At 61.5% G+C, this 1,334-nt stretch carries 1 protein-coding gene; it reads left to right on the top strand.

Going from position 1 to position 1,334, the window contains the following annotated elements:
- Positions 1-64: 64 nt before the first annotated feature.
- Positions 65-1,279 (top strand): IS256 family transposase, encoded by a 1,215-nt coding sequence (locus tag H0485_RS21220; protein WP_226937863.1) that lies wholly within the window; start codon positions 65-67, stop codon positions 1,277-1,279.
- Positions 1,280-1,334 lie beyond the last annotated feature (55 nt).

The following is a 1,334-nucleotide window of genomic DNA, read 5'->3' as shown; positions in this document are numbered from 1 at the left end:
GGAGAGTGTCAGGTCTTCTGTGTATGGCTGATTGGGTCCATGCTTCCTGAGAGGAGCAAGGACGATGACGATTTCCAACGAACTGCTGGACGAGTTGCTGAAGGACTGTAAGCGGCCTGAAGATCTGCTTGGTGATGCAGGACTTATGAAGGAGCTGAAGATCCGCCTGATGGAACGGATGCTCGGTGCGGAACTGACGGCGCATCTGGGCTATGAGGCGGGATCTGAGCCGCCAGCGGAACAGACCAACCGGCGCAACGGGGTGGCGACGAAGCGAGTGAAAGGCTCTGACGGCGAGGTGCCGCTTTCGGTGCCGCGCGACCGGGAGGGCAGCTTTGAACCGGAACTTGTGAAGAAGGGCCAGACCCGGATCGATGGCGTCGACGACAAGATCATCGGGCTCTACGCTGCCGGGCTGTCGGTGCGCGACATCCAGGCTCATCTGGAGGATCTTTACGGCCTGCGGGTCTCGCCCGACCTGATCAGCCGTGTCACCGATGCCGTGCTGGACGAGGTCCGGGAATGGCAGCACCGGGCGTTGGACCGGATGTATCCGATCGTCATTTTCGACGCCTTGCGCGTGAAGATCCGCGACGCCGACAGCCGGATGGTCAAGAACAAGGCGGTCTACATCGCCCTGGGCGTCACCCGGGACGGCGAACGCGAGGTTCTGGGCCTGTGGATCGCCGACAATGAGGGCGCGAAGTTCTGGCTGTCGGTGATGAACGAGCTGCGCAATCGGGGCGTTCAGGACATCCTGATAGCTGTCGTTGACGGGCTGAAGGGCTTTCCCGAGGCGATCACTGCGGCGTTCCCGGAGACCATGGTCCAGACCTGCATCGTGCATCTGATCCGGCATTCGATGAACTTCTGCAGCTGGAAGGATCGCAAGGCCGTGGCGGCTGACCTGCGCCCCATTTACGAGGCCCCGACCGCTGAGGAGGCTGCCCGCCAGCTGGATGCCTTCGAGAAAAAGTGGGCCGGGAAATACCCATCCATCGCCCCCGCCTGGCGTCGGGCCTGGGCCGAGGTTACGCCGTTCTACGCCTTCAGCGCCGCGATCCGAAAGATCATCTACACCACAAATGCCGTAGAGTCGCTGAACCGTGTGCTGCGGAAAACGCTGAAGACCAAGGGTTCTTTCCCGACCGAGGAGGCCGCCACGAAGCTGATCTTCCTGGCTATCCGCAACTTCGAAAAGGGCGGCCGCGCTGTCCGGGAATGGGTTGCGGCCCGCAATCAGCTGGCCATAATGTTCACCGGGCGTTTCGACGCCTGACCGTATCTGATAACCGCGTGGCCCCGATCAGATACACAGACTTTCAGACACTCCC

It is taken from the genome of Pseudogemmobacter faecipullorum (assembly GCF_020539525.1).
GTDB lineage: Bacteria > Pseudomonadota > Alphaproteobacteria > Rhodobacterales > Rhodobacteraceae > Pseudogemmobacter > Pseudogemmobacter faecipullorum.
This window is presented reverse-complemented; position numbering and strand designations above follow the sequence as displayed.

Bases quoted from the DNA above. Each gene is read 5' to 3' on its own strand.
- H0485_RS21220 (WP_226937863.1), top strand. From the start codon at position 65: ATGACGATTTCCAACGAACTGCTGGACGAGTTGCTGAAGGACTGTAAG.